Below are 19,969 nucleotides of genomic sequence, written 5' to 3'. Positions count from 1 at the left end.
ACCATGATAACAGTTGAAACGAACAGAAAGGAAAAAGCCCTACCTCCGGGGAGAGAGCAGGGCTTAGTGGTGATCGACAGGCTTACTTCTCGTTATTCAGCGGCTGTTATTTTTATTGTCGCCAGCTTTGCCTATTCGCTACATCTTATCGACGTGGTGTTCCCAACCGCGTTTTGGAATAGTGTCTCGCTGGCCGGTATTTATAGGTTAGTCAGTAAAATGGGTAACGAAAGGCGATTTTGTGCAAATACACAAAATATACGTTCAGTGATTACAGTGCAGTAACACTGGTTACGTTAGGGCTGAAAACAGGGACTAAGCGAAAAAAGAGAGATTATCCGGACGGGCCGAGCCCGGCCGGACAGTAGAGCAAGCTCGCGGAATCAGTTGTTCGCGTGAAGCTCTTCATTCAGAGCAATAGCGCTCTTGTTGGTAACGCACTGAACCGCGCCGGTGATCGAATCACGACGGAAGAGCAGGTCTGATTTACCTGCCAGGTCACGACCTTTTACAGTCTCAACGATGTTTTTCTGATCATCAAGCACCTGGATTTTAGTGCCCGCAGTCACGTAAAGACCCGCTTCGACGGTGCAGCGGTCACCCAGAGGGATACCAATACCTGCATTTGCGCCCAGCAGACACTTCTCGCCTACAGAAATAATGATGTTACCACCGCCTGACAGAGTGCCCATGGTCGAGCAGCCACCGCCGAGGTCAGAGCCATCTCCCACAACAACACCCGCAGAGATACGGCCTTCAACCATAGAAACACCCATGGTACCCGCATTAAAGTTAACAAAACCTTCATGCATGATGGTCGTGCCTTCACCGATGTACGCGCCGAGACGAACGCGAGCAGTGTGAGCGATACGTACGCCAGCAGGTACTACGTAATCCGTCATACGCGGGAACTTATCAACGCTGTTCACTGGCAGTAGCTCACCTTCAATACGCGCCTGCAGCTGAGCATCAGCCAGTTCATTCAGGTCAATAGCGCCTTTGTTAGTCCATGCAACGTTTGGCAGCAGACCGAAGATGCCTGCCAGGTTTACGCCGTGAGGCTTAACCAGACGATGAGAAAGCAGGTGAAGCTTGAGGTAGACCTCAGGTGTCGATGACGCCTGGTCGTCAGATTCCAGAATGGTCACAACCACAGGGCGCTTGCTTTCGGTACATGCGCGTGCAAGCTTTGCCTGCTCGCTGTCGGCGCCTTCAACGGCAGAAGCAAAGGTGCTCAGCTGGTCTGAGTTCACGCTAATTGCTTCGTTGCCGCCGGTGTAGCCAAGTGCAGAGCGGGCGGCTTCGACGATACCGTCAGCCGGGTTCAGCAGAGGCTTCTGGTAAAAAACCTCCAGCCATTCACCTTTACTGTTGTGAGTACCAACACCAATGGCGATTGCGAATGTGGTCATGAGTATTCCTCAAGTAGTCGTTTAAATGTTGTTATTTCAGGCGAGCTTCGTAGTCGTCAGCATTGAAGCCAAGCACACGCTCGCTGCCGGTATCCAGCAGTGGACGTTTAATGATAGAAGGGTTGTCGAGGATGACTGCTCTCGCCGTGGCGTTGTCCATCGCTTCACGGGTGCTTTCGTCAAGCTTGCGCCAGGTCGTGCCACGACGGTTGATTACTGCCTCCCAGCCAAGCTCATCCAGCCATGCATCCAGCTTCTCTGCCGGCACACCTTCTTTCTTATAGTCATGAAAGTGGTACTCAATGCCTGCGTCAGCGAGCCATTTGAAGGCTTTCTTCATGGTGTCGCAGTTTTTGATGCCGTAAATCGTCAGCACGGGGTATCCCTTGTTCATATTCTGAATCGGTGCGGATGATACCAGAATGGGCAGGCTGGATCAGCAGGTGCTGTGCTTTGCCGGGCCAACCTGATTACCAAAATTGTTCACAGTGCTTTTATAGCGTCAGGGCTTACTTGCAGAGCGTTGGTGTGAGGCTAGTCTTAAAGCCAAAGAGGAGGTGGGTCATGTCGTTAATCAAAAGCCTGAGCATTCGCGCAAAACTATTGCTACTGATAGGCCCACTGCTGGCGGCGCTGGTTGTCACCGACGTACGTTTATTGCAGTCGATGAGCGCACGTATTACAAGCTTCAGCCATATCGAAGTGCTGGTAACCTTGACCCAGCTCAATAGTAATCTTGCACATGAAATGCAGAAAGAGCGGGGCATGTCTGCAGGTTATCTGGGCAGTGGGGGTAAATCATTTGCTCAGGCGATCATCAAGCAGCGCCAGTTGGTAGATACTCGTCGTGGAGAGTGGGAGGCTTACCTGCGTGAGCACTCATTAGTTGATTATCCGGGCGTTCAGCAAGAGATTGCTGCGGCTGAAGAACGTTTGGAGCGCCTTACTTCCGTGCGAAAGTCGGTCACCGATCAAACGGTTGAGCTCGGCGAAGTGCTTAAGTTCTACACCGGAACCATTGCCCACCTTCTGAGTGTTCCTGCACAGGCTGCTCACTACTCTGAAGACGCTAAGGCCACTCTCAGTCTGTCTGCATACTATTCATTCCTGCAAGGTAAAGAGCGCGCAGGTATCGAGCGCGCGGTGCTGAGTAATGCATTTGGCGCTGACCAGTTTAATGGAGCTCTGTATCCAAGGTTCGTGCGGCTGGTGTCTGAGCAAGAGAGCCACTTCCGCGAGTTTGCAGCATTTACCGATGATGCCGGCGCAGCGCTTTGGGAGCGTTTTAACGCAACGGAAGAGGTTGCCGCCGTGGAGCAATATCGGCGTATCGCTGACAGCAAATCAACGACGGGTGGCTTTGGCGTCAAGGCGCCTGACTGGTTTGCGGCATCTACAGCCCGTATTAATAAACTTAAAGAGATTGAAGACACCCTGTCATCTGCCCTCATTAGCAATGCGAAAACGGGCGGTGTACTGGCTCAGAGTGAGTTCTTCGGTATGCTCACGATCGCGATTTCTGTTATTGCGGTATCCATCCTGTTGGTGTGGCTGATTGTCGCTATGTTGGTTAATCAGATCAGAGAAGTGGTACAAGGTCTGAAACGGGTTTCTGACAACCTGCAACTTGATATACCAGCCGTCGTGCACACTGACGATGAACTCGGTGAGGCAGCGCGGGCATTCAATAGTATGCAGGCGCAGATTGCAGATATGATCCGCTCTATCGACAGCACCTCAAAGCAACTGACGCTGATCGCAATTCAGAATCATGCGACCATTTCGCTCAGCACGAAAGGAATGGCTCAACAACAAACGGAAACCGGCTCAGTGGTTGAATCGGTCGGGCAGCTTGAGATAGCCGCGCGGGATATTGCGGTCAATATTCATAACATGTCTGAACAAACTGACTCCGCTGATACGACGATAGGGAAAAGCGTCGGTGTTGTGCAAGAAAGTGTCGGCAAGATCGCTAGCCTGGATGAAACCATGACGTCTGTTGCTGGCGTGATTCGGGAATTGCATGGTCGTAGCGAGTCGATCGGTAGCGTGCTCAGTGTAATCAAGGCGATCGCCGAGCAAACCAACCTGTTGGCGCTTAACGCTGCTATTGAAGCCGCGCGCGCTGGTGAGCAGGGGCGTGGCTTTGCTGTGGTGGCAGATGAGGTTCGCAGCCTGGCTCAGAGAACGCAGGAATCAACGTATGAGATTGAGCAGATTGTCAGTCAGTTTCAGTCGCAAACCCAGGAAGCGTTTAAAGCGGTTGAGGGCTCGAAAGATGTTGTTACCGGCGCTGTCTCTCTGTCTGGAACTCTGAGTCAGGAATTGTCTCTGATACGGGATGCCGTTGCAGGTATCCGTGATATGTCTGATCAGATCGCCGCGGCTGCAGAAGAGCAAGTGCAGACCAACGGCGAAGTATCGATGCGGGCGAAGAATATATTTAATATCTCCCGACATACCGCGGCTACCGGAAACTTTATGCGCAAAACCGCAGAAGAGCAGCGCACACTGGCGCGCACCTTACAGGATCAGGCCGAGAGATTCTCGTTATAGGCGGTAGCTGCGTTTTTGAGCCGACTCAAGCAGAGAGTCGGCCGAATTTCCCTCGTTATGTTCTTCCTGGAACACTGACCACCAGTCGGTAATCTTACCGTTTTCATAGATAGCCATATGACCAAACTGGCGGAATACAGACTCGCTCTGAGTTGGCCTTAAGAAAATAAAGTCATCTTCATCAATCATGGTATCTTTGGGGAAACCGTACAGTTCTTGATTGCTGGAGCGACCATGAAGGTGTACCTGCTCTGTTTCGCGAGGGTAAACGGGCTTAGCAAGCCAGTTGCCGCCATAAATAAATGCCCCTTTGGCTGGAAGAAAGCCGGTCCAGCGCAGGATCGCTGACAGTGCAGGAGATAACGGGATTTCTGGTCGGTCGACCTTTTTCAGTACTGGGGCAGCAATATAAGCGGCGGCAATATGATGCTCCAGTGTGTCGACGTCGTAGTTTTTCGGTTTGACCAGTGCCGAACCTGCGGCTATTTCCGATACAAAACTATTATCGGTGTACATGGCGTAGGTTGAGCTGCCACCAGTGTTTAGCGTGAGATCTTCAAGTGCCTCTTTGCCCAGCTCACTTTCTACAGCCTGAAGGAAATTGCTGTATCGGCCCCGGGCGTCGGCAAACGCTCGCCGGGCGCCACCCAGAATCCCAGGAATATGTGGAATATGAGCTTCGTACCCCATCAATCCGGTCAGCATCAGGTGTTCAGAGCTCTGAATAATCTGTAAGGCTGCAATGAACTCGCTACTGTTACGGAAGCCTCCCCGGTGCATACCGACGTCGATTTCCAGGCTTACCCTCATAGTGAGGTTGTTGTCGCGGGCAAACTGATCGTATTGAGCAAGTCGGCGGGGGCTATCGATGAGCCACTGCAACTGTAGGTCTGGCGAGAAGCACATGCTGCTTGTTTGTTTCTCATGCCAGTTATAAAAATGGCGAGCGGCACGGATAGGAAGCGGCTTGCCCATCAGGATGTCTGCGGACGGAATCTGATTCACAATCTGCAACAGAAATGGCAAGTGAAAGCACATCAGGCGCTGACTGCCGGTGCGCCGCATGATGTACTGGAGCAGCGGAATCGACGGCAATGACTTGGTGACAAGGCGATAGTCGAACCCTTTATTCAGTACGTCGATAAGGTGGTCAATGTTTCGATCCAGACGTTCCTTATCCAGCACCAGAGTCGGTGTGCAGATCTCGGCCTCATGTAGGGCCTCGGTCAGCGCCGTAAAATACAAGTCGTTCATTATTCGCCTGGGCCGGACGGCCGCTTATTACTATCACTTTATTTTTATTATTACTGATGCATTGGCAATGTTGCCAATCAGGTAACATCATATCCGGCCACTGCTGAAATAGCCAGTTTACTGCGAACGACTGGTCAGAGAATCAGAAGAACAATCCTGCCTCAAGCTGTGCTTCTTCGGTCATCATGTCGCGGCTCCATGGGGGATCGAAAACCAGTTCAACTTCGACAGAAGTGACATTAGGGACTTTCGCGACACGGTATTTCACGTCAGAAATCAGAACCGGGCCCATGCCACACGTAGGTGCCGTCAGAGTCATACGAATGTGAACCGCATTGTCGTTGATATCGACGCCGTAGATCAGTCCCAGGTCCAGAAGGTTGATCGGAATCTCGGGGTCAAAGATAGTGCGCAGCGCCTGTTCGATCTGTTCTTTGTGCACCTTGCCGTCACCAGGATCATCAAAGGCGATGGTTTCTGACTCAAGGCCCAATGCCGCTGCATCCGTGCCATCAACGCGCATCATGTTGCCGTTAACAGTGACGGTATAGTTGCCACCCAGCGCCTGATTGATGGTGACGAAGGTGCCTGCGCTGATTGTCGTCGGCGTGCCAGACGGCACCATGCGAGCAGGACAATTATCGTTGGCAACCACCATTCGACGTTCAATAGACATGGACTCAACCTGTGATGTGAAGAAAGCGCGTATTCTAACAGGATTAGCGCCAGTTTATTCACCTTCTCACCGCTCAGAATCTGTCGCCGCATAGTTGTCCGGCGTCGGGAAGCAGTTTAAGCTGACGGAGTTTAACGTTGGTGGGCTGGAAACCCTCCATAAGCGACAAGGACTGCTATCACATGATTATCCTTCCTGTTGAGCGACGCCTGAACTGGAACCATCCGCCAGTCGTTCTGATAGGCATCATATTATTCAACATCCTCTTGTTCTTTCTGTATCAGAGTGGTGATACAGAGCGCTATATCAAAGCTCTGACTGCCTATAACGAGTCGGGTTATTTTGAAGACGAATGGCCGCACTATCAGACCTATCTCGAAGAGCTGGGCGAGATAGAGCAGCTCGAAGAGCTGCGTACGTACCACGACGATGACATGATCTTTCCGGTAGCGACAGCGGTGGTGACAGATCGCGGTTTCTATCGTTACCTTGAGGCAAATGGCCCTTCGTTGTTTTATCCGAGCTTCTATTATGAATGGGTTGATCGGCGCTCCGAGATTAATGATCAGATAGATAGCATCAGTAGTGTGCGTTTCGGTGTAAAACCAAATGACCTGTCAGTGATTGATCTGTTTATGTATCAGTTCCTCCACGGTGATTTTATGCACCTCATGGGGAATATGATGTTTCTTATGATCTGTGGTTTTGTTGTTGAGGCCGTACTCGGGCACCTGCCTTTTCTCGGGCTGTACCTGCTTGGCGGAATTGTTGCCGGGTTGTCGCACGCGGCTGTAGATTTCAGTTCAGAGCAGCCTTTGGTGGGCGCCTCGGGTTCATTGTCAGCGGTCATGGCAATGTATTTGATCATCTATCGATGGCAGAGCATTCGCTTCTTTTACTGGTTCTATCTGATTGTCGGTTATTTCCGAGCACCAGCGATGATTTTACTGCCTGTATATATAGGCAAGGAACTCATCAGCTTCTACACAGACCCAGATAGTAATGTGGCATTTATGGCGCACGCTGGTGGGTTTGTTGCTGGTGCATTGTCGGTTGGCGCGTTAGCCTTTGTGCGTCCCGAACTGCTTAAGTTTGAATACATAGAAACACCTGAAGACGACACAGAACCTTATCGTCAACAGCTTGCTGAGATATATGCCGCCATTGAAAAGTATCGGTTCGATACCGCTCAACATCGTATAGAGCAAGCGATCGCGACTTATGGTGAGGAGTTCGAGCTGCTGTTACTGCAATACAACCTGCTGAAACTGCGCAAAAATAAAACCTGGTTGGCCAGCCTCAAGAAAGTACTGAGTTATGAAAGTACCTCTGATGACGAGTTAATCCGCCAGCGGGATATATGGGCAGATGTGCGCCCATACCTGAAGCATATTGATTCTGAAACATTGGCGGTATGCGGCTCCAATTTCTCTCACTTAGAGGATCTCAGTTTCTCCGAGGAGATATTTTCTTTACTGAAAAAGCGCAACGCAAAGCCATCTGAATTAAGCCGTGTGGCTACCAGCCTGGCCAAAGCACACAGTCGGCAGAACCGCGCAGATAAACAGAAATACTATATCAATGTCGCTGAGCAACTGGCGCTGGGGGCATAAATGAAATACTGCAAATATCATCCGACTGAAGCCGCTACCTGGTACTGCACGCATTGTGATTGTCAGGTATGTGATACCTGTACGCAGGAATCTGAAAGAGGTGACGATCGTTATTGCTGTAAATGTGGTGCGACACTTGAGTCATTAGGGTCTGCCTATACCGCTGAACCGTTCTGGGAACGTCTTTCTGAGACCTTCCGCTATCCACTGACCGTGCCGGTAATGACTCTGATCATTATCCTGTCTGCGATCAGTGGCGTTCTGTTCTTTATGCCAATCGTTGGTGCGGTGGCAGGTCTGATTTCTGCGGGTATTCTTACTAAGTACAGTTTTCAATGCCTGGAAGAAACGGCTTCTGGAAACATGTCTCCCCCCGGCCTGAGTGAAGCCTTCTCTGGAGGCATCATTATTATCTTTAAAATGATCGGGCTCATCATTCTGATTACTGCCGGGGGAGTTGGCTCATACCATTATCTGGGAGCCGGTATTACCGGGCTTCTTGGGGCGTTTGTGGTGCTGAGTATTCCGGCATTTCTGATTAACTTTGCATTAACTGATCGGGTACTGGCTTCGTTTGCTCCGCAGAATATATTACGTATCGTCGGTGCTGTCGGCTTGCCGTACGGTATTCTGATAGGCCTGCTTCTGCTGATGAGCTCTTCCGTTGGCCTGCTTTCCTATATGGTTTTCTCGGGCTTTGAGTGGGCCAGCATGATTTTGCAGTCGGTTATCTCCAATTTCTATATGGTGGTGATCTTTCATCTGCTCGGTTACGTGGTTTTTCAGTATCAGGAAAAGCTTGGTTTCTACGCACGGGCACAGACAGGTGATGCGCCAGTTTATCGCAGTGAAGTAGAGCGTAGCCGGGCTAAAATCAGCGTGCTGGTCAAAGAAGGTGATTACGAAGCCGTTAACCGGCTCTATCAGAAGACGCTCGATCGTAATGGGCAGGACATGTCGCTGAACGATGAATACTTTGAGTTCTTAATGGCTACCGGTAATAAAGAAAGTCTTCTTGAGTTCGCCGATGAGTACATGAGTTATAAGCTCCACAAAGGGCAGCAGGTACAACTTAAGCGAATCTATAATCAGGTTCGTAGTGTTATTACTGACTTTAAACCGACAGGCAGCGAAGTGCGATTTACATTAGCAAAGGATTACGCTTCGTTTGGAGATTACCCAGCTGTTGTTCGACTTATCAATGGAATGCATCAGGAATGCTCAGACAACCAGCTGCTTGTTGACGCTTATACCTTACTGAGGGAAGCTCTTGAGGCTCTTGGGCGGGACAGCATGGTACGCTCCTGTGATCAGTATTTGATTCGATTAAAGCGCAATGTGTCAGTAGGAAGCATATAGAGACTAAGTCTGCCAGCCTTGAACTATTAGCGTAGCTCGTCTGTCTCCATTGCTCAGATGGGTTAAAAATGCCATTGATCGGGGTGACTCAAATCAAGATCAGCGTATATTCATTACCTGATCTGAAAAGGAGGCCACTATGGATCTGATACTTACGAAGAGTAAATACCGTAAATTCCTCATCGAATTTCGTCAGTCGGACCAGGATAACGCAGATACAAATGGAGAGACGGAAGTAGTTTTCGAGGACAATAAGCGATACTACTTCAGAGCTCCGAATTTTTGTTTGGTCGCATACGATATTGGCGGGGGCAGAGTTGATCTCACTGATTACAATCACGTTACCTTGTCCAGCTCCAAAGGTATTGAAATGTTGAAAGTGGACCTTCGGCATGGAGGAGGTACTTCAACCAATATGAATCAGTCACTCAGTACCGTCGTCGCAGCAACGTCAGAGGCTGCTCGTTCTAAAGTGGTAGAAGCCGCTTTTCAGCGAATGATTGATGGTGCCACAATCAATCTTCATCAATACGAGATAATTTTTAAAGCTTACAATCAGCCCGCACGGTTCAATGGGCTCCTGAATAATGATGGAAGCTATAAATCTTCATGGAGAGCTTTAAAGAAAGAAGACTATCTTCACTTTATAAACTCGAGTGAATACAACGGGGATAGCACTGGAATGAGAAAAAAGATCACACCGCTGTAAGCGGTGCTTCTTACAGGGTTTCAGACGCTGAAACTCTCACCACAACCACAGAGGTCTTTGGCGTTCGGATTGTTAAACGTAATCGTGCTGTTAAGACCTTCTTTGGTGAAGTCGATTACGGTGCCGCGCACGTAGGCGCGGGCATCGGCGGCCACGTACAGGGTGACGTCGTCGGCGACTTGAATCGCATCGTCCTCTGACTTTTCCTCGTCGACAAACTCCACGTCGTATTTAAAACCCGAGCAACCGCTTTTCTTGACCGCCAGGCGAATGCCTTTCATGTCCAGGTTTTTGCTCAGTTGCTTACGCACGTGTGCAATCGCTGCCTCCGTCATGGAGACTTCTGCTTTAGCATTTGGATCATAAGTCTCAATATTCATAAGCGGATCACCTCAGAGTAAAAACATTTTGGCTTTTTCAAGGCCAGCAAACAGGCGTTCAACATCATCCATTGTATTGTAAAAACTGAATGACGCTCGCACCGTGCCCGGAACATTGAATTGCTCCATGATGGGCATCGCACAGTGGTGCCCTGTGCGCACGGCAATGCCTTGCTGGTCGAGCAAAGTACCGACGTCTGCTGGGTGCGCGCCGTCGAGCAGAAAACTGAATACGCTGGCTTTGTTTGATGCGGTGCCTATTTTACGCAGACCACCGAGCTTATCGGCAAGTTCGTTCGCTCGCTCCAGCAGGTTGCTCTCGTGCTGTTCCAGCAGGACGCGGTCAAGCCCGTTAAGGTAGTTGATCGCGGCGGCGAGACCAATGGCACCTGCAATGTTCGGCGTACCGGCTTCAAACTTGTAGGGCAGAACATTGTAGGTGGTTTTATCAAACGAGCAGTGCTCAATCATTTCGCCACCGCCTTGATAAGGCGGCATAGAGTTCAATAAGTCTTCCTTGCCATACAAGACGCCGATACCTGTTGGGCCGAATAATTTATGGCCAGAGAAAGCATAAAAATCGACATCGAGTGTCTGCACATCAACGTTCCAGTGCGACACGGCCTGAGCGCCATCGACCATCACTTTCGCACCAACCGCATGGGCTTGCTTAATGATCTCTGCGACCGGGTTGATGGTGCCCAGTGCATTCGATACGTGAACCACTGAAACCAGTTTAACTTTATCACTGAGCATGTCAGCGTAAGCGTTCATGTCCAGCTCGCCGTTGTCTTTGACCGGAATAGGGCGCAACGTTGCACCGGTGTGCTCACAGAGCATCTGCCAGGGCACAATATTGGAATGGTGCTCCATCCCGGTGACCAGAATTTCGTCACCGGCTTTAATGTTCTGACGACCCCAGGTGGCTGCGACGATATTGATCGACTCTGTGGTACCTCGGGTCCAGACAATTTCTTTCGCTTTGGCGGCGTTCAAGAAAGCCTGTAATGTTTTGCGGGCATCTTCAAATTGCTGCGTCGCACGGTCACTCAGCGTGTGCGCACCGCGGTGAACGTTCGAGTTATTCAGGCGGTAATACTCACTCAAGGCATCAATTACGCACTGTGGTTTCTGCGTTGTTGCACCATTATCCAGATATACCAGAGGCTTGCCGTTCACATCCTGATGGAGTGCCGGAAATTGTGCACGGATGTGGTTAATCAACGCCTGAGTCATTCTTACAGTTCTCCGGTCAATTGCGCGGATAGATCATCGCTGCGGCCAAAACGCTGTGCCAGTTGTGGACGCAGCCACAAACCGATCTCTTCGTGATTAAGGCCATTCAGCAGTTCGTTAATAAAACCAAAGCTGAGCATGATTTCAGCGTCTTCTTTACTGATGCCACGGCTTTGCAGGTAGAAACGCGCTTTCTCTTCAAGTTGTGCGACGGTTGCACCGTGCGCGCACTGAACATCATCCGCATAGATCTCAAGCTCAGGCTTGGTATTGATCTCGGCGGTGTTGGTCAGAAGCAGGTTTTTATTACTGAGTTCTGCCAGTGTTTTCTGCGCATCCGGGTGAATATGAATGCGGCCATTAAACGTCGCTTTGGCCTTATTATTCATAATGCCGCGGAACACTTCATTGGTCGTGCAGTGCGCCACCTTATGTTCAACACAGGTATGGAAATCAATGACCTGCTTATTCTGCGGAACATAAACCCCGTTCATTTCGCAATGCGAACCGCCGACATTATGATTCACGATAATGTCGTTACGGGTAAGTGCTGTACCAAGACCCAAATGAAAGCCTTCATAGCGGGCATCGCGTTGCAGATCAATAAAGGTTCCGCCGATATGGAACGCCGACTCTGACATCAGCTGCAGACGGTAGTGAGTCAGTTTAGCGTTGTCGCCAATGCGGATTTCAGTCACGGCATTGGTAAAATTATTCTGCACGCCATCGACGGTATCATCACCGGCGTAGTGCTCGATGACGGTGGCTTCTGCACCCTGTTCAAGTGCTACCAGCAAACGGGTGTTTACTGTAAATGCTTCATCGCCCGCAGTACTGGAGCAGCTGTTGGCATAAACAATATGCAGCGGGTGTTCCAGGCGCTGATTCTTTTCAACGAGCAGGAAAAGACCATCATTAATGCTGGCGTCGTTCAGATCAGCAAACAGGTGTCCACGGTCGGCTTTAACTTCGCCTAATAAACCGCGAATAATTTCCTGTTGTTCCGGACGAGCGTCGCGGAAGCGAACGACCAGTTCGAGTGCTGCCGCGTCTGACGCATTGGTATCTATTTCGCCATTAGCAATCACAATACGATGTGCGCTCAGCCCGGGAATGACCGGCGCATGGGCCTGAGCTTCTGGTGCAGTCGCTGCAAAGCCTGCCTGAGACAGGTTGTACAGCGAGGTGTACTTCCAGTCTTCGTGTTTTTTCGTCGGCAACTCTGCTTGCGAAAAAGCCTGCTGGCCGCGTTCGTTAGTCGAGGTTAGCCAGGCGAGGGGGCTGATGTTTTTAGCAAGCGTAAGCTGCTGTGCAATAAATTCAGCGGCCATATCACTCAGCTCCGTTGTCGTTACCGTTTTCCAGCCAGCCGTAACCTTTTTCTTCCAGCTCGAGTGCCAGCTCTTTACCACCGGATTTTACGATACGGCCGTTCGCCAGAACGTGAACGTAGTCAGGTACGATGTAGTCGAGCAGACGTTGATAGTGGGTGACGACTATGAAGCTTCGGTTCGCATCGCGCATGGCGTTGACGCCTTCGGCAACCACCTGCAGAGCATCAATATCCAGACCTGAGTCAGTTTCATCGAGAATGCACAGGCTTGGCTCGAGCAGCATCATCTGCATCAGCTCGTTACGCTTTTTCTCACCACCAGAAAAGCCTTCATTAACGCCCCGCTTGAGGAAGCTCTGATCGAGGTTAACGGCTTTGCACTTTTCACGCGCCAGTTTTAAAAACTGAACCGAGTCCAGAGCAGGTTTTCCTTGCTGTTCACGTACGGCATCGACCGACGCTTTCAGGAATTCAAGGTTAGAAACGCCTGGAATCTCTACTGGATACTGGAATGCCAGAAACAGACCTTCGCGAGCGCGCTCTTCCGGATCAAGATCAAGAATGTCTTTGCCGTTCAGCGTGGCTGAACCGCCAGTCACTTCGTAGCCTTCACGACCTGCCAGTACATTACCCAGAGTACTCTTACCAGCACCGTTCGGGCCCATGATGGCGTGAACTTCACCCGGGCCGATGTTCAGGTTCAGGCCTTTAAGAATGTCTTTTTCTTCAACGCTGGCCTTGAGGTCTTTAATCTCGATCATTTCTGTAACCTTTTTGTCTGGTGGCAGACGGTTAGTGTTCAAATTTCTATTTTTGATTTCTTTCGGGAAACCGGAAGAAGATCGGCCAAGCCTCAACTTATTCCGATCTCCCTTAATTCATGCGCTTTTGAGTAAAACAATCTGCGTCGTGAGCGAAGGCCGGGGGAGGCAAAAATTTTTAACAATGCCCGGCCGAGCGCAACAGCAGATTTAGCCTACGGAGCCTTCTAAAGAAATCTCGAGCAGCTTCCCTGCCTCAACGGCAAATTCCATCGGCAACTCTTTAAATACTTCTTTGCAGAACCCGTTAACAATCATGGACACCGCTTTTTCGGTGTCGATACCGCGCTGCTGACACAGGAATAACTGGTCGTCGCTTACGGTCGATGTGGTCGCTTCGTGTTCAACCACGGCACTTGGGTGTTTGCTCTCAATATATGGGAATGTGTGCGCACCACACTTATCACCCAGCAATAACGAGTCGCACTGAGTGAAGTTGCGCGCGCCTTCTGCCATTGGCCCCATGCGAACCAGACCGCGATAAGCATTCTGACTTTTACCGGCAGAAATACCTTTCGAAATAATGGTCGACTTGGTGTTTTTGCCCATATGAATCATCTTGGTGCCGGTATCGGCTTGCTGATAATTGTTGGTCAGGGCGACGGAATAGAATTCGCCGATGCTGTTATCGCCTTTTAATACGCAGCTTGGGTATTTCCAGGTGACAGCAGAGCCGGTTTCAACCTGAGTCCAGCTCACTTTGGCATTGGTATGAGCAACCGCGCGCTTGGTCACAAAGTTGTAGATACCGCCTTTGCCGTTCTCATCGCCGGGGTACCAGTTCTGTACGGTACTGTATTTGATTTCAGCACCATCAAGAGCAACCAGTTCAACCACGGCCGCGTGCAGCTGGTTTTCATCACGCATTGGTGCAGTACAGCCTTCGAGGTAACTCACGTACGAGCCTTCGTCGGCAACAATCAGAGTACGCTCGAACTGGCCGGTCATGGCTTCGTTAATACGGAAGTACGTAGACAGCTCCATAGGGCAGCGCACACCTTTAGGGATGTATACAAACGACCCGTCCGAGAAAACGGCGCTGTTCAGTGCCGCAAAATAGTTATCGCGCTGTGGGACTACCGAACCCATGTACTTTTTAATCAGCTCTGGATACTCGTGAACGGCTTCTGAAATAGGCATAAAAATGACGCCGGCCTCTTCGAGCTTATCGCGGAAGGTCGTTGCCACGGATACAGAGTCAAATACCGCATCGACAGCCACGCCTGCCAGGGCCATCTGCTCGTGCAGAGGAATGCCCAGCTTGTCATAGACAGCAAGCAGCTCAGGATCGACTTCATCAAGCGACTTAGGCTTGTCGTCCATACTCTTTGGTGCAGAGTAGTAAGAGATGTCCTGGTAGTCGATTTTCGGATACCCGATGTGCGCCCAGTCGGGCTCAGTCATCGTCAGCCACTCGCGGTAGGCCTTCAGGCGCCATTCAGTCAGCCACTCGGGCTCACCTTTTTTAGCTGAAATAAAGCGCACCACATCTTCGTCCAGCCCCGGCGGAAGGGTCTCGGATTCAATGTTAGTGACGAAGCCGGCTTTGTATTCACGGGCTTTGATCTGGCTTTCAATTTCAGCGTTGGTGGCCATAGCTACTTCTCTCGCATCGCATCATAGGTGCATCGGGTACGTCGTTATCGCGCGCAGTTTACCAGAACTGGCGCCAATAACTGAGTATTTTACTCAGGTACTCTCTGTCTGTACAGAAAGAATACCAAGTTGGTATGCTTTGTGTCAGGATTGTATCAAAGCCCATGAATGCTGACGAATCGACAATGATTCTCAACAGGACAGTAGATGTTAAGAATTGGAAAACTGACCGACTACGGCATACTGGTGCTCAATCACCTCGCAGCGCAGGGGGCGGTTCAGCAATCAGTGGACGACCTCGCCGCTGCGACGGCACTCAACGCCCCGACCATCCGCAAAGTCATGAAGTCGCTGGTCGACAGCGGTCTGGTAATCGCCCGACGCGGTGCCAAAGGCGGCTACCGCATTGCCCGCTCTCCGCGACAGATCAGCCTTCGGGACGTCGTTGAAGCGTTCGAAGGGCCGATTGCCCTGACCGAATGCTCCCAGAACGACAACGTCTGTGACATTACTGACACCTGCACACTGTCTGACGGGTGGGGCGGCATCAACCAACTCATTATGCAGATGATGGGGCGTATATCGCTCGAAGACGTCCGTAATCCTAAGATCGTCGATAAACTATTCCGGCAGATGCTGGATGAAGGGCCGAAGATCAATCTGGTGAATTTGTAGGGGTGAGATCAACTGTCAGTCTGGCAGGCTCCTGCTATAGTTGAATGTGATCGTTACCTACATGCTACCTGACTGGCGAGCTTGTGAGTCTGAACGAATACCGTAAATATCTTCCTGCATCGCCGAGGTCGTTGGTCAACTGTGGCAAATCTCAGTCAGTATGGTCACCTGGTTCATATCCAGACCATTGAGGAGTTGAAGCTCTATGAGCTGATACCCAACGTTGTTTGGGTGTTTGATATTGATAAGCACGGTTGGTGGTGGGGCAACCCGGCAGCGATAGATTTCTGGGGGCTGGATTCCCTGCAATCGCTGATCGACAAGGATCTGTCGGGGGATACTCAGGGGGCACGTGATCGTACGCTGCAAACCTTTGAACTCGCTGTACGCGAAGGCCTGACGGTTGACCCCTGGACAACCTACCCGAACGGCAAACCTAAAACGCTATTGATGATGCACAGAGCGGTGCTGCTGGGGCCAGGCAAGCATCGTGGCATCATTGCTTATATCAATGAGCAGGTGAATATGGGCGAACAGCCCGAAAATCTGCTCTTGATGGAAGCGATGCGCTATACGCGGGTTCCAGCAACCACCTTTACGCTGAATGGCGATCCAGTGGTCGAAAACCCCGCCGCGACTGATGCCTACAACTATATTCATAACCAGCCAGTCTCAAAGGACATTTGCCCTTTTGTTGCCCGCTTTACCGACCCTGCCGAAGGGCGCGCGTGTCTTGAGCGAGTAAAGGCAGGAGAAGAAGGGCGCTGGGATTTCATCATGCAAACTTTAGACGGCCCGCGGCGGCACAGCCTGGATATTCGGCGTACTCGCCACCCGCTGAACGGAGACTTTTTGTTCTTGGTCGTGGAGTACGATTTCACTGAATTGCATGAGGCGCTGGAAGAGGTCGAAACCGCACGCGCCAAGCTGCATGATATCGCAATGAAAGATGCACTCACGGGCGTGCATAGCTTGCACTATATGCAAGAAGCAGCAACCACTGAACTGACACATGCGGCAGTTCATCAACAGGCTCTTTCAGTGATGTTTATTGACCTGGACGGGTTTAAATTCATTAACGATAACTTCAGTCACAGCGCTGGTGACGAGGTGTTGTGTGAAGTCGCCAGACGCCTGCAAGCGGTTATACCTGAGAAAGACCTCCTGGCTCGTATTGGCGGCGATGAATATGTACTGCTGTCTCATGCTAGCACCCACGAAGAAGCTACAGCCCTGGCCCAGCGTATTCTGGACCGCGTTCAAGAGCCGGTTCCCGTTGAGGGTGAGCAAGTTCGCGTCACCGCCAGTATCGGCATTGCTCGTTTCCCAGACGATGGAGACGATCTTGAGTCACTACTGAAAGCCGCAGATGCCGCCATGTATCGGGTAAAGAAAGGTGGCAAGAACGGTTATGAGCGTAGTGCGTGAAGCACTTCAGGTAACGCATCTCGGTCGCCTTGCCGAGATGCTGACGCTTCGCAAAGAAGAGAGTCAGCAGTTAAGCTGATATAATCCACCGACGTTTTTTGATCTCTGAGTTGCACCATGTCTTCTTCGATGACTCCATCCTACCTCGACCGCTTTGGCGGTATTGGCCGCTTATACGGAGCCGAAGGCCTTCAGCGCCTGCACGATGCGCATGTGTGCGTGATTGGTATTGGTGGTGTCGGTAGCTGGGCGGCGGAGGCGTTGGCGCGTACCGGTGTGGGTAAGATCACGCTGATTGATATGGATGACATCTGCGTAACCAACACAAATCGTCAGATTCACGCCATGACCAGCTCGGTTGGTAAGTTGAAGAGCGAAGCGGTGGCCGAACGGTTGAAAGACATTAACCCAGAGATCGACGTCGATGCACGCATGGCGTTTGTCACGGCATCGAACCTCGAAGAGCAGATCACGCCGGATATGGATTACGTGATTGATTGCATCGACAGCGTGAAGAACAAAGCCGCGCTGATTGCTTTTTGTAAGCGTCGCAAGATTCGTATCGTTACCACGGGGGCGGCTGGTGGTCAGACGGACCCGACGCAGATTCAGATCGGTGATCTGAATAAAACCTTCAATGATCCGCTCGCGCGTAAAGTACGTTCGCTGTTGCGCCGTGAGTATGGGTTTTCACGCAATGCGTCGCGTAATTATTCGATTCCTTGTGTGTTCTCGACCGAGCAGCTGGTGTACCCGGGCAGTGATGGCACGGTATGTCAGACGAAAGCCTTCGCGGGCGAAAGTACGCGCCTCGACTGCAACAGTGGCTTTGGCTCCGCCACTATGGTCACGGGCACGTTTGGCTTTGTGGCAGCGTCGCGGGTTATCCGCCGGATTGCGGATAACGCCGGTAAAAAATCTTAATGTCCGAGCGTTAGCTCTGTAACGCATTCAGCACGGCAGCATACGGTACTTGCTCGAGTGCTGCATAATTCGCAAGTTTTCTGGCTTTTACTTTGGTCAGCCACGGGCTCGTCATACCACTTAAAAACCGGGTCTGAGTTTCAGGCTCAGGCATCTGGTTAAACATCGTTTGATACGCCTGATCAAACTCAGACAGCATCCCCTCAATAACAGAAGGCTCTGGTGCAGTAGCGACACTGTTCTGCGGCCAGGGCTGCCACTTACCCATGCATACGGAACAGTGCCCGCAGTCCTGAGTCATCGAATGATCATTAAAATACACAGCGAGCTGGCGGCTTAAACACTGCTGTGACTGAAACAGGCTCACCATATTGTGCAGGCGCTGAATATCACTGTTCTGATGAGCCATAAAGCTCTGGTGCAGTTCATCGGCAATGGCGTCGGTTTCGGATACTTGCCAAGGCTTTACCTCATAAACCTCGGTCATCTGCTTTATTTCGAGCGTTAACCATTGCTGCTCAGCACAATACTCTAAGGCTTTCACTGCACGCGAGCGCGCATCCGGTCCAAGGTTCTGAATTAATGCATCCATATCCAGACTGTACCAGGTGCGGCCTTTTTTACTGTGATTTAACAGGGTCTGAATAAACTGCTGACGTTCGCCAGTAAACTGCGAAAGCAGGGCACTCTCGGATTCTGGCTTAAAGCGATATTCTGCGTAGTAGCTGTAGAGTGGTGTGATGCGTCCGGCCATCTCCAGATGCACTAGTAAGGTTTTTAGCGGTAGTGGTCGAATGTCGGTCTGATTCGACAGCGGCTGCATCATGGTTTCCCAACGGCCTGTACCGGTGCTTCCGACGCTGGTGTCTGTATTGATGGTGGTCAGCAAACGCTTAATTGCCCCGAGTGTGGGCGTATCACCGTAGGTAAAGTTTTCGAGCACCGTTAAGCCGCTTAAATCGGCAAGAAGCACACAATCGGATGCATTGCGATCTCGCCCGGCGCGGCCAATTTCCTGACTGTAGTTTTCTATTGATTTAGGTAAATCGTAGTGCAGCACCTGTCGGATATTACTTTTATCGATGCCCATACCAAACGCGATGGTGGCTACTATGCAGGGCGTTGTGCCTGCCATAAAGCGTTGCTGAATGTCCTGACGCGTTTCGCTGGGTAAACCCGCGTGATACGACTCGACCGGAACATTCACCAGGTTATTTAAATGGCTTGCAACTTCATCCGCGGTGTTTTGCTGGGTGACGTAAATAATGCTGCCAAATGGCTCGCCTTTTTTGATGCGGTGATTTAACCATTGAGCACATTTGTTTAAACGCTCGTGTACCGGCGTAGGCTGAACTAATAGTCGGAGGTTGGGCCGATAGAAACCGGTACTGATAACATCGGCTTCTGCGATATCAAAGTGGCGGCGCATATCCTCAACCACGGGTTTTGTCGCCGTCGCTGTCAGCAGTAAAGATTGTGGAATGTTAAATTCCCGGCGCCAGTGGGGCAGCTTGAGGTAATCCGGGCGGAAGTTATGCCCCCATTCTGATATGCAGTGGGCTTCGTCAACGACTAACAACGAAATCGCCACACCTCGGATAAACTCCCGGAAGCGTTCGTTCTTTAAACGCTCTACCGAGATAAACAGAATTTTAATCTCGCCCGAGCGTACACCTTGCTGTGTGGCGGTGAGTTCGTCGCGGCTTAGCGTGGAATCCAGACTGGCAGCGGCAACCCCTTTGCTGCGTAAAAAGGCGACCTGATCCTGCATTAGCGCCAGTAGCGGCGAGACCACTAAGGTCAGATGAGGCAACAGCAGTGCAGGAAGCTGATAGCACAATGACTTGCCAGAGCCCGTCGGGAAGATCGCGGCGGCTGAGCGCCCGGCCAGTATGGCCTCAACAACAGGTTGCTGGCCTTCGCGAAGCTGTTCAAAACCAAAGGTGCTTTTTAGTGGCGCTTGCCAGTCTGGGATCATGTTCATAGCTGCATCCTTG

At 51.0% G+C, this 19,969-nt stretch carries 18 protein-coding genes; 8 read left to right on the top strand and 10 right to left on the bottom strand.

What is annotated here, in order from left to right; translation table 11 throughout:
• Positions 1-3: 3 nt before the first annotated feature.
• On the top strand, positions 4-285 hold the full coding sequence (locus tag B2R29_RS05930; protein WP_301180214.1) for a hypothetical protein: 282 nt from the start codon (positions 4-6) through the stop codon (positions 283-285).
• Between the two features lie 98 nt (positions 286-383).
• Here B2R29_RS05930 and dapD read toward each other — a convergent pair whose 3' ends face one another.
• Positions 384-1,412, bottom strand: a complete 1,029-nt coding sequence (dapD, locus tag B2R29_RS05925) for a 2,3,4,5-tetrahydropyridine-2,6-dicarboxylate N-succinyltransferase (protein ID WP_301180213.1) — start codon at positions 1,410-1,412, stop codon at positions 384-386.
• A 31-nt stretch (positions 1,413-1,443) separates the two neighbouring features.
• A complete protein-coding gene (locus tag B2R29_RS05920; RefSeq protein ID WP_301180212.1) occupies positions 1,444-1,806 on the bottom strand; it encodes an ArsC family reductase in 363 nt (120 codons plus the stop codon).
• 170 nt (positions 1,807-1,976) lie between these two features.
• Between B2R29_RS05920 and B2R29_RS05915 the strand changes: the two genes are divergently transcribed.
• Positions 1,977-3,968 (top strand): methyl-accepting chemotaxis protein, encoded by a 1,992-nt coding sequence (locus B2R29_RS05915; RefSeq protein WP_301180211.1) that lies wholly within the window; start codon positions 1,977-1,979, stop codon positions 3,966-3,968.
• Here B2R29_RS05915 and B2R29_RS05910 read toward each other — a convergent pair.
• Both B2R29_RS05910 and sufT read right to left on the bottom strand, forming a co-directional pair.
• The gene (locus B2R29_RS05910) at positions 3,963-5,222 is read right to left on the bottom strand and encodes an alanine racemase (protein ID WP_301180210.1); all 1,260 of its coding nucleotides are present in this window, start codon (positions 5,220-5,222) and stop codon (positions 3,963-3,965) included. The two genes, B2R29_RS05915 and B2R29_RS05910, sit on opposite strands and share 6 nt — an antisense overlap.
• A 142-nt stretch (positions 5,223-5,364) precedes the next feature.
• Complete coding sequence (gene sufT / locus B2R29_RS05905) at positions 5,365-5,898, bottom strand: putative Fe-S cluster assembly protein SufT (RefSeq protein WP_301180209.1); 534 nt, start codon at positions 5,896-5,898, stop codon at positions 5,365-5,367.
• Between the two features lie 182 nt (positions 5,899-6,080).
• Between sufT and B2R29_RS05900 the strand changes: the two genes are divergently transcribed.
• The 3 genes from B2R29_RS05900 to B2R29_RS05890 all read left to right on the top strand — a co-directional run bounded on the left by B2R29_RS05900 (position 6,081) and on the right by B2R29_RS05890 (position 9,579).
• Entirely contained in the window at positions 6,081-7,511 is a 1,431-nt protein-coding gene (locus B2R29_RS05900) for a rhomboid family intramembrane serine protease (RefSeq protein WP_301180208.1), read from the top strand.
• On the top strand, positions 7,512-8,870 hold the full coding sequence (locus tag B2R29_RS05895) for a hypothetical protein (protein ID WP_301180207.1): 1,359 nt from the start codon (positions 7,512-7,514) through the stop codon (positions 8,868-8,870).
• A 139-nt stretch (positions 8,871-9,009) separates the two neighbouring features.
• Positions 9,010-9,579 carry a hypothetical protein gene (locus B2R29_RS05890; RefSeq protein ID WP_301180206.1) on the top strand — a complete coding sequence of 190 codons (570 nt, stop codon included), beginning with the start codon at positions 9,010-9,012 and terminating at the stop codon, positions 9,577-9,579.
• 20 nt (positions 9,580-9,599) lie between these two features.
• Here B2R29_RS05890 and B2R29_RS05885 read toward each other — a convergent pair whose 3' ends face one another.
• From B2R29_RS05885 to sufB, 5 genes are all read right to left on the bottom strand, one after another.
• Entirely contained in the window at positions 9,600-9,959 is a 360-nt protein-coding gene (locus B2R29_RS05885) for a HesB/IscA family protein (protein ID WP_301180205.1), read from the bottom strand.
• A gap of 12 nt (positions 9,960-9,971) precedes the next feature.
• On the bottom strand, positions 9,972-11,195 hold the full coding sequence (locus B2R29_RS05880) for a cysteine desulfurase (RefSeq protein WP_301180204.1): 1,224 nt from the start codon (positions 11,193-11,195) through the stop codon (positions 9,972-9,974).
• Positions 11,196-11,197: 2 nt separating this feature from the next.
• Positions 11,198-12,526 (bottom strand): Fe-S cluster assembly protein SufD, encoded by a 1,329-nt coding sequence (gene sufD, locus B2R29_RS05875; protein WP_301180203.1) that lies wholly within the window; start codon positions 12,524-12,526, stop codon positions 11,198-11,200.
• A 1-nt stretch (position 12,527) separates the two neighbouring features.
• Positions 12,528-13,289, bottom strand: a complete 762-nt coding sequence (gene sufC, locus B2R29_RS05870) for a Fe-S cluster assembly ATPase SufC (RefSeq protein ID WP_301180202.1) — start codon at positions 13,287-13,289, stop codon at positions 12,528-12,530.
• 210 nt (positions 13,290-13,499) lie between these two features.
• On the bottom strand, positions 13,500-14,945 hold the full coding sequence (gene sufB, locus B2R29_RS05865; RefSeq protein ID WP_301180201.1) for a Fe-S cluster assembly protein SufB: 1,446 nt from the start codon (positions 14,943-14,945) through the stop codon (positions 13,500-13,502).
• Between the two features lie 207 nt (positions 14,946-15,152).
• Between sufB and B2R29_RS05860 the strand changes: the two genes are divergently transcribed.
• From B2R29_RS05860 to tcdA, 3 genes are all read left to right on the top strand, one after another.
• On the top strand, positions 15,153-15,620 hold the full coding sequence (locus B2R29_RS05860) for an SUF system Fe-S cluster assembly regulator (protein ID WP_301180200.1): 468 nt from the start codon (positions 15,153-15,155) through the stop codon (positions 15,618-15,620).
• Positions 15,621-15,761: 141 nt separating this feature from the next.
• Positions 15,762-17,048 carry a GGDEF domain-containing protein gene (locus B2R29_RS05855; protein WP_301180199.1) on the top strand — a complete coding sequence of 429 codons (1,287 nt, stop codon included), beginning with the start codon at positions 15,762-15,764 and terminating at the stop codon, positions 17,046-17,048.
• A 117-nt stretch (positions 17,049-17,165) separates the two neighbouring features.
• Positions 17,166-17,972 carry a tRNA cyclic N6-threonylcarbamoyladenosine(37) synthase TcdA gene (gene tcdA / locus B2R29_RS05850; RefSeq protein ID WP_301180198.1) on the top strand — a complete coding sequence of 269 codons (807 nt, stop codon included), beginning with the start codon at positions 17,166-17,168 and terminating at the stop codon, positions 17,970-17,972.
• A gap of 10 nt (positions 17,973-17,982) precedes the next feature.
• On the opposite strand, the gene B2R29_RS05845 is transcribed toward tcdA, so the two are convergent.
• Positions 17,983-19,956, bottom strand: a complete 1,974-nt coding sequence (locus B2R29_RS05845) for a RecQ family ATP-dependent DNA helicase (protein WP_308791092.1) — start codon at positions 19,954-19,956, stop codon at positions 17,983-17,985.
• Between the last annotated feature and the right edge of the window lie 13 nt (positions 19,957-19,969).

This window comes from Thalassolituus sp. UBA3500 (genome assembly GCF_002377545.1).
In the GTDB taxonomy this organism is placed as follows: domain Bacteria; phylum Pseudomonadota; class Gammaproteobacteria; order Pseudomonadales; family Oceanobacteraceae; genus Thalassolituus.
This window is presented reverse-complemented; position numbering and strand designations above follow the sequence as displayed.